The organism is Stenotrophomonas sp. HMWF003 (genome assembly GCF_003061285.1).
Classification (GTDB): domain Bacteria; phylum Pseudomonadota; class Gammaproteobacteria; order Xanthomonadales; family Xanthomonadaceae; genus Stenotrophomonas; species Stenotrophomonas maltophilia_AP.
This window is the reverse complement of record NZ_QAIW01000435.1, coordinates 33648-41606: the sequence shown is the minus strand read 5'-3', so window position 1 is coordinate 41606 and position 7959 is coordinate 33648. Positions and strand designations below refer to the sequence as shown.

General features: G+C 68.1%; 8 protein-coding genes. 5 read left to right on the top strand and 3 right to left on the bottom strand.

All coding sequences use genetic code 11. From position 1 onward, the window contains the following. Window positions 1–567: SDR family oxidoreductase (locus DBR34_RS19010; protein ID WP_128097942.1), on the top strand; the 567-nt coding region annotated here is incomplete at its 5' end. A gap of 292 nt (window positions 568–859) precedes the next feature. Here the strand turns inward: DBR34_RS19010 and DBR34_RS19005 are convergent. Then, window positions 860–2893 (bottom strand): M3 family metallopeptidase, encoded by a 2034-nt coding sequence (locus DBR34_RS19005; protein WP_128097932.1) that lies wholly within the window; start codon window positions 2891–2893, stop codon window positions 860–862. A gap of 157 nt (window positions 2894–3050) precedes the next feature. On the opposite strand from DBR34_RS19005, the gene DBR34_RS19000 reads away from it, so the two are divergent. Further along, on the top strand, window positions 3051–3446 hold the full coding sequence (locus DBR34_RS19000; RefSeq protein WP_128097931.1) for a hypothetical protein: 396 nt from the start codon (window positions 3051–3053) through the stop codon (window positions 3444–3446). Between the two features lie 73 nt (window positions 3447–3519). On the opposite strand, the gene DBR34_RS18995 is transcribed toward DBR34_RS19000, so the two are convergent. Further along, window positions 3520–4632 carry a PLP-dependent cysteine synthase family protein gene (locus tag DBR34_RS18995; protein WP_128097930.1) on the bottom strand — a complete coding sequence of 371 codons (1113 nt, stop codon included), beginning with the start codon at window positions 4630–4632 and terminating at the stop codon, window positions 3520–3522. Between the two features lie 111 nt (window positions 4633–4743). On the opposite strand from DBR34_RS18995, the gene gloA reads away from it, so the two are divergent. After that, on the top strand, window positions 4744–5271 hold the full coding sequence (gene gloA / locus DBR34_RS18990; protein WP_128097929.1) for a lactoylglutathione lyase: 528 nt from the start codon (window positions 4744–4746) through the stop codon (window positions 5269–5271). 138 nt (window positions 5272–5409) lie between these two features. Then, window positions 5410–5844 carry a VOC family protein gene (locus DBR34_RS18985; RefSeq protein WP_128097928.1) on the top strand — a complete coding sequence of 145 codons (435 nt, stop codon included), beginning with the start codon at window positions 5410–5412 and terminating at the stop codon, window positions 5842–5844. Window positions 5845–5923: 79 nt separating this feature from the next. On the opposite strand, the gene DBR34_RS18980 is transcribed toward DBR34_RS18985, so the two are convergent. Continuing rightward, the gene (locus DBR34_RS18980) at window positions 5924–6385 is read right to left on the bottom strand and encodes a DUF2846 domain-containing protein (protein ID WP_235318908.1); all 462 of its coding nucleotides are present in this window, start codon (window positions 6383–6385) and stop codon (window positions 5924–5926) included. Between the two features lie 295 nt (window positions 6386–6680). On the opposite strand from DBR34_RS18980, the gene DBR34_RS18975 reads away from it, so the two are divergent. Beyond that, window positions 6681–7959: putative DNA modification/repair radical SAM protein (locus DBR34_RS18975; RefSeq protein ID WP_128097941.1), on the top strand; the 1279-nt coding region annotated here is incomplete at its 3' end.

Here is a 7959-nt window from a genome sequence, read left to right as displayed (position 1 = left end):
AGCGTGCAGGCGCTGGTCAAGATGGCGTTGAAGCGTTTTGGGCGCATCGATGGGCTGGTCAACAATGCCGGCATCGCCGCGGCGCATGGCACCCCGTTGGCGCAGATGCCGCTGGCCGAATGGCAGCGCCGGTTGTCGAGCCTGCATGGGGCGTTCCTGTGCAGCAAGCACGCGCTGCCGGCCCTGCGCGAGCACGGCGGGGCCATCCTCAACATCGCCTCCACCCGCGCCGGGCAGTCCGAAGCGGACAGCGAAGCTTATGCGGCGGCCAAGGGCGGGCTGGTGGCCTTCACCCATGCGCTGGCGATCAGCGAAGGCCCGGCGGTGCGGGTGAACAGCATCAGCCCCGGCTGGATCACCACCGACGCCTGGCAGGCCCCCGCGCGGCGACGCACACCGAAGCTGTCGCGCCGCGATCACGCCCAGCACCCGGTGGGCCGCGTGGGCCAGCCGGAAGACATCGGAGCGTTGGCGGTGTTCCTGTTGTCGGCGTTGTCCGGTTTCATCACCGGCCAGGACCATGTGGTGGACGGCGGCATGACCCGGAAGATGATCTACGCCGAATGACGGCGGGGGCGAATCGACCAACGGTCGATACGCGCGCACGACGCATGACCACGACGCCCGGTAGTGCCGGCCGCTGGCCGGCTCTGCACCATGCCGCCGGTACAGGGCGTCATGCATTCCGGGGAGCCGGCCAGCGGCCGGCACTACCTGGGTTGCGTTGGATGCATTCTGGGGAGCCGGCCAGCGGCCGGCACTACCTGGGTTGCGTTAGGCATTCTGGGGAGCCGGCCAGCGGCCGGCACTACCGGGGTTGCGTTGGATGCATTGCGATGATGACGGCCGCCGGGCCAGATCACGCCATGCCGTTATGGCGCAGCAGCGCGTCCACGTTCGGTGCACGGCCGCGGAAGGCCGCGAAGTTTTCCGCGGCACTGCGGCTGCCACCGCGCGACAGTACTTCGTCGCGGAAGCGCTTGCCGGTGTCAGCCACCTGGTCCGGGGCCTCTTCAAACGCGGCGTAGGCATCGGCACTGAGCACTTCCGCCCACTTGTAACTGTAGTAACCGGCGGCATACCCACCAGCGAAGATGTGGCTGAACTGGTGCGGGAAGCGGTTCCATGCCGGCGGCCGGTTCACCGCCACCTCGTCGCGCACGCGTTCCAGCAGCTGCAGCACGGTGTCCTGCACCGGGTCGAAGCTGCTGTGCAGCTGCATGTCGAACAGCGCGAACTCCAGCTGGCGCACGGTGAACATGCCGCTCTGGAAGTTGCGCGCGGCCAGCATGCGGTCGAACAACGCGCGCGGCAGCGGTTCACCGCTGTCCACGTGCGCGGTCATGGCCTGCACGCGCGCCCACTCCCAGCAGAAGTTCTCCATGAACTGGCTGGGCAGCTCCACCGCGTCCCATTCCACGCCATTGATGCCGGCCACGCCAAGCTCGCCGATGCGGGTAAGCAGCTGGTGCAGGCCATGGCCCATTTCGTGGAACAGGGTGGTCACGTCGCTATGGCTGAAGGTGGCCGGCGCGCCGTCGGTGCCCTTGCCGAAGTTGCACACCAGGTACACCAGCGGCGTCTGCACGCCCTGGGCGGTATCACGGCGGTTGCGGCAGTCATCCATCCACGCGCCACCGCGCTTGCCCTCGCGCGCGTACAGGTCCAGGTAGAACTGGCCGACCAGCGCGCCCTGCGCATCCACCAAGCGGAAGAAGCGCACATCCGGGTGCCACACCGGCGCGCTGTCGGGCTGCACCTGCAGGCCGTACAGACCTTCGATCACGCCGAACAGGCCGGCCAGCACCTTCGGCTCGGTGAAGTACTGCTTCACCTCCTGCTCGGAATAGCTGTAACGGGCCTGCTTGAGCTTCTCGCTGGCAAACCCGAGGTCCCACGCTTCCAGCGCGGGCAGGCCGAGTTCGTCGCGGGCGAAGGCATCCAGTTCGGCCCGGTCGCGCTGCGCGTGCGGCTTGGCGCGCGCGGCCAGGTCACGCAGGAAGCCGAGCACCTGGTCGGCGTCCTCGGCCATCTTGGTGGCGATGGAATACGCGGCGTAGTTGGCAAAGCCAAGCAGCGCGGCCAGTTCCGCGCGCAGGGCCAGCACGCGGTCGATGTTGGCGCTGTTGTCCAGCGCGGCATCGCCGAATTCGGAGGCACGCAGCGCGTTGGCGCGGTACAGGGTTTCGCGCAGCGGGCGGTGCGTGGCGTAGGTCAGCACCGGCAGGTAGCACGGCATCTGCAGGGTCAGCTTCCAGCCGGGCAATCCGTCCTTTTCGGCGGCCGCGCGTGCGGATGCGATCACGTCCTCGGGCAGCCCGTCGAGCTCGGCGCGGTCTTCAACGTGCAGCGACCACGCGTCGGTGGCGTCGAGCACGTTCTGCGAGAACTTCGCCGACAGCGCCGACAGCTCTTCCTTGATCGCACTGAAGCGTGCCTTGGCGTCGTCGTCCAGCTCGGCACCGCCCAGGCGGAAATCGCGCAGCGCGTTGTCCAGCACCTTGCGCTGGGCCTCATCAAAACCGGCCGCCTCGGGGGCGGCCGCCAAGCGCCGGTACTGCTCGAACAGCGCCAGGTTCTGGCCCAGCGCACTGCCGAACCGGGTCACCTTGGGCAGTGTGGCGTTGTAGGCCTCGCGCAGCGCCGGCGTATTAACCACCGCCTGCAGGTGGCCCACCTGGCCCCAGGCGCGCCAGAGGCGTTCGGTGGCATCGTCCAGCGGCACCACGAAGCTGGCCCAGGTGACCGGGCTGACGGTTTCGGCGGCCTTCACCGCAGCTTCGGCGTCGGCCAGCAACGCGTCGATGGCCGGGCCGATGTGCTCGGGCAGGATCGCGTCGAAACGCGGCAGGCCGGAAAAGTCGAGCAGGGGGTTGGTGGGGGTCACAGGCATCTCCAGACAACGGGGCCGCACCGCGGCATTTGCCCACGATATGGCATCGCCCCCACCCCGGCACAAGCCCTGCGCCCGTCCGGCAAGCCGATGTTCACGCGCGGCTGACGGCACCGGACCGAGGCTGGAGGCCCCACCGTGGCGGTCCGGAGCGATCATGGATGATGTCACCCACACCCTGCCGGCGTTCGCGCTGATCGGCACGGCCAGCCACGCCGAACTGGACTGGATTGCCGCGCTGGGCCACCCCGAAGAGCAGGCGCGCCACCGCACGGCCTTGCAGCAGGTAGTAGGACCGCAGCAGGGCCGGCTGCACGAGGACCAGCTCTGGTACCCCTACGAGGTGATCGAACGCGGGGCTGCGCACTATGCGCCGGGCCACGAACGCGAATTCGTGCTGTGCACGCTGCTGGTCATCCTGGCCGTGCAGGCCGGCCAGCGTCTCGACGTCGACCTGGCCCTGCACTTCGACGACCTGGCGGCCACCTATGAAACGCTGCCACCGGTCCTGCGCGACACCGTGCTGGACGCCTACCAGCGCGTACAAGCGTAGAGCCGACCGTTGGTCGGCTGACGTCCCGGCGCGTGCAAGGGGGTAGAGCCGACCGTTGGTCGGCTGATGTCCCTCAATACAACGCTTCCAACGACACGCACGGTAGCGCCGGAAGCCCCTGCCCCGCCACCGCCGCCGCAATCAGCGCGTCGGACTGCTCCACGTCGATGCCTTGGCGCGGGTACCAGTCCGGGTTGTAATAGCTGTGCGCGTAGCGCTCGCCGCTGTCGCACAGGATGGTCACGATCGAGCCGCTGCGGCCCGCCTTGCGCATCATCTCCGCCGCCTGCAGCACGCCAATGAAGTTGGTGCCGGTCGAGCCGCCCACGCGGCGCCCCAGCTGCCGGCTCACGTGCCGCATCGCAGCCAGGCTCAGCGCATCGGGCACCTTCACCATCGCGTCGACGCTGGTCGGAATGAAGCTGGATTCCACCCGCGGCCGGCCGATGCCCTCCACGCGCGAGCCGCCACTGCAGGTCAGCTCGCGCCACGGCTGCCCGGCCAGCGCCGCGCAATAGCCGTCGTAGAACACCGACACTTCCGGGTCCGCGCACAGGATGCGGGTGTCGTGCCGGCGATAGCTGACGTAACGGCCCAGCGTGGCCGCGGTGCCGCCGGTACCCGGGCTGCACACGATCCATTCCGGCACCGGGTGCGGCTCTTCGGCCATCTGCTTGAAGATCGACTCGGCGATGTTGTTGTTGGCGCGCCAGTCGGTGGCCCGCTCGGCGTAGGTGAACTGGTCCATGAAGTGGCCGCCGGTGTCGCGCGCCAGCTTCTCCGAATCGCAGTTCAGGTCGCAGGCACGCTCGACCAGGTGGCAACGGCCGCCATGGAACTCGATCGCGGCGATCTTCTCCGGTGAGGTGGTGGCTGGCATCACCGCGATGAACGGCAGGCCCAGCAGCCGCGCGAAATACGCCTCGGACACCGCCGTGGAGCCGCTGGAGGCCTCGATCACCGGGCGCCCCTCGCGCAGCCAGCCGTTGGCCAGCGCATACAGGAACAGCGAGCGCGCCAGGCGATGCTTGAGGCTGCCGGTGGGGTGGCTGGACTCGTCCTTGAAATACAGGTCGATGCCGGCATGCCCGGGCAGATCCATCGGGATCAGGTGGGTATCGGCCGAACGGTTGAAATCGGCTTCGATCTTGCGGATGGCGGCAGCCACCCATTCACGCTGCGACATGGCCAGGACTGTGCAAGGAGACGCAGCATTCTACGTCGCCTTGCACTCCCCCCGCTAAAATGGGCGCCATGGCCGTGAACCCACGGCCCCCGCTGCCACAGGATTCCCCCCATGAGCGTTGCTTCCCTGCAGTCCCAGCCCGGCGTTGCCGCCCAGCCGCCGGCCGAAACCACCGGTTTCGTGTTCAACCACACCATGCTGCGCGTGAAGGACATTGCCGCCTCGCTGGACTTTTACACCCGCGTGCTCGGCTTCCGCCTGATCGACCAGCGCGACTTCGCCGAAGCGCAGTTCAGCCTGTACTTCCTGGCCCTGCTGCCGGCCGGCACGCAGATCCCCGAGGGCGACGACGCGCGCCGGGTGTGGATGGCCGGCATTCCCGGCGTGCTGGAGCTGACCCACAACCACGGCACCGAAACCCAGGACGGCCCGGTCTACCACGACGGCAACAGCGACCCGCGCGGCTTCGGCCACATCTGCGTGTCGGTGCCGGACATCCAGGCCGCCTGCAAGCGTTTCGATGACCTGCAGGTGCCCTACCAGAAGCGCCTGGAAGACGGCCGCATGAAGCACCTGGCCTTCATCAAGGACCCCGACGGCTACTGGGTGGAGATCATCTCCAACACCCCGATCGCCTGAGATCGGTGCATTCAGCGGTGGGTGCCGGCCGTGGGTCGGCACGCCACCGCCGCCGGGTCAGCAACGTGCACGCCGCGCCCATGCGGCCGCAACGCCCCGGTGGTATACCTGCGCACCTGCCCAAGCCGAGGAGTGCGCATGGAAACCATGGAACTGTACCGGGGTCGCCTGATCGACCACCTGCAACTGGTGGTCAAGGACCTGGCCGCCAGCCGCCGTTTCTACCAGGCGGTGTTCGACACCATCGGCATCCCCATCGCCGGTGAAGGCGACACCTATTTCTGGGCCGACGAGCTGTTCATTTCCACCGCCAGCAGCGAGGCCGCCGCCGGCCAGCTTACCGGCCGCCACCACCTGGCCTTCCAGGCCCGCGACCGCGCCACCGTCGATGCGTTCCACCGCGCCGCGTTGGGCGCCGGTGGCAAGGACAACGGTGCCCCCGGCGAACGCCCGTACCACCCGGGCTATTACGCCGCGTTCGCGATCGATCCGGACGGCAACAACATCGAAGTGGTCTACCACGGCCCGGCCGACTACAGCGCCGATGCGGTGAAGGTGAGTTTCTCGCAGTAGGGCGGCGCCGTGTGCCCGGCGCACCGCCCCAGGGCGGGCACGCAACGCGCGCGCCCGCCTTGTTACCTTCCTTGCCCGATCAGCGCGAACACGTGCCTTTGCGGGCCATCTTCAACCCGGCCACCTGGCGGCGGCCTTCGGCTTCGGGCACCACGTCCAGCTTGGCACCGCCCACGAACACGCCCATCCGGATCGACTGCTGGATGAAGTAGTTGCGACCCGATTCGGTCTGCACCTTCAGATCGTTCGGCGAGAACTCCGACTCGGTCGAGAAGGTGTGCTCACGGTCGCCCGGCACGGTGGTGTAGAAGAACACCTTGTCGGCGCTTTCGCCCAGGCATTCGCCGTCGATCCAGATGTCCTTCTTCAGCGCCTTGCCGACGAAGCTGTTGCGGAATACATACACCCCGGCGGTGCCCGCTTCAGGCGTCGGGAAGGTCTTGGCGGTCTCCACCATGCCCTTGTCGGACATCGGCACGCTTGCACAGCCGGACAACAGGGCAATGGCCGCGGCCATCCCCAACAACGAAACCTTGTTCACGTACTGCCCCCTGATGGTTGGATGAGAGGCGACGCGGTTCCGGCGGAAGGCTGCTGGCGATTCAGCCGCGCAACGCCGCACCCGAGAGCGTGCTCCCGATGCCGTGCCCGTCCTGGCCAACCTGCGTCCCTGCCGGTGCCGACGGCACCGGGGCGAAGTCTAGCCGGGAATGTGAAGATCGTGAATGGGCGCACACAGCGCCTGCCGAAGCAGCACGGGAACCACGGTGTGAACGCTTCAGGGAGCCCTGCCGCCAATCTCACTGGATGAGATCGTCCCTGCTTAGGGTGCCCGCATGGACACCCTGCGCAAGCTCGCCATCCTCGCCGATGCCGCCAAGTACGATGCTTCCTGCGCCTCCAGCGGCGCGGGAAAGCGGAACTCGGCCAAATCCGGGGGCATCGGCAGCACCGAGGGCGCGGGTATCTGTCACAGCTATACCCCGGATGGGCGGTGCGTCTCGCTGCTGAAGATCCTGCTGACCAACTTCTGCATCTACGACTGCGCCTACTGCGTCAATCGCGTGTCCAGCAACGTGCCGCGGGCGCGCTTCAACGTCGCCGAAGTGGTGTCGCTTACGCTGGATTTCTACAAGCGCAACTACATCGAGGGCCTGTTCCTCTCCAGCGGCATCATCCGCAACGCCGACTACACCATGGAGCGCATGGTGGAGGTGGCCCGCCAGCTGCGCGAGGAACACCGCTTCGCCGGGTACATCCACCTCAAGACCATTCCCGAGGCGTCGCCGGAACTGCTGGCGGCCGCCGGGCGCTACGCCGACCGCCTGTCGATCAACATCGAGCTGCCCACCGAAGCCGGGCTGGCCAGCTTCGCGCCGGAGAAGTCCCTGCCCTCCATCCGCGGCGCGATGGGCGAGCTGCGCTGGCGCATCGAAGAAGCCAAGGACGCGCGCAAAGGCGATGCTGCGGCATCGGCAACACCGGCACCACGCGTATCGCGCCCCCGGCCGCCGAAGTTCGCGCCGGCCGGCCAAAGCACGCAGATGATCGTGGGTGCCGACGGCGCCAGCGACCAGCAGATCCTCACCGCGGCCGACAACCTGTACGGCAACTACCGCATGCGCCGGGTCTACTACTCCGCCTTCAGCCCGATCCCCGACGCCAGCCGCATACTGCCGCTGCAGCCGCCGCCGCTGGCGCGCGAACACCGCCTGTACCAGGCCGACTGGCTGCTGCGCTTCTACGGCTACGGCGTGGAAGAAATCACCGACACCACCCAGGGCGGCATGCTCGACCTGGACATCGACCCCAAGATGGCCTGGGCGATCCGGCACCCGGAACGCTTCCCGGTCGACCTCAACCGCGCGCCGAAGGAACTGCTGCTGCGCGTGCCCGGGCTGGGTGTGCGCAACGTCAAGCGCGTGCTGATGGCGCGCCGCCAGGTGCGCTTGCGGGTGGTCGATGTGGCCCGCCTGCGCGCGCCGATGGCCAAGCTGCTGCCGTTCGTACAACTGGCCGACCATCACCCGCGCAAGCAGCTGGATGACCCGGCCACGCTGCGCGCGCGGCTGGCACCCCCGCCCACGCAGGGCTCCCTGTTCGACGCCGTTGCCG

Excerpts from the sequence above, each read along its gene's own strand:
- DBR34_RS18985 (WP_128097928.1), top strand. The coding sequence starts at position 5,410 with ATGGAAACCATGGAACTGTACCGGGGTCGCCTGATCGACCACCTGCAA.
- gloA (WP_128097929.1), top strand. The coding sequence starts at position 4,744 with ATGAGCGTTGCTTCCCTGCAGTCCCAGCCCGGCGTTGCCGCCCAGCCG.
- DBR34_RS19000 (WP_128097931.1), top strand. The coding sequence starts at position 3,051 with ATGGATGATGTCACCCACACCCTGCCGGCGTTCGCGCTGATCGGCACG.
- DBR34_RS19005 (WP_128097932.1), bottom strand. The coding sequence starts at position 2,893 with ATGCCTGTGACCCCCACCAACCCCCTGCTCGACTTTTCCGGCCTGCCG.
- DBR34_RS18995 (WP_128097930.1), bottom strand. The coding sequence starts at position 4,632 with ATGTCGCAGCGTGAATGGGTGGCTGCCGCCATCCGCAAGATCGAAGCC.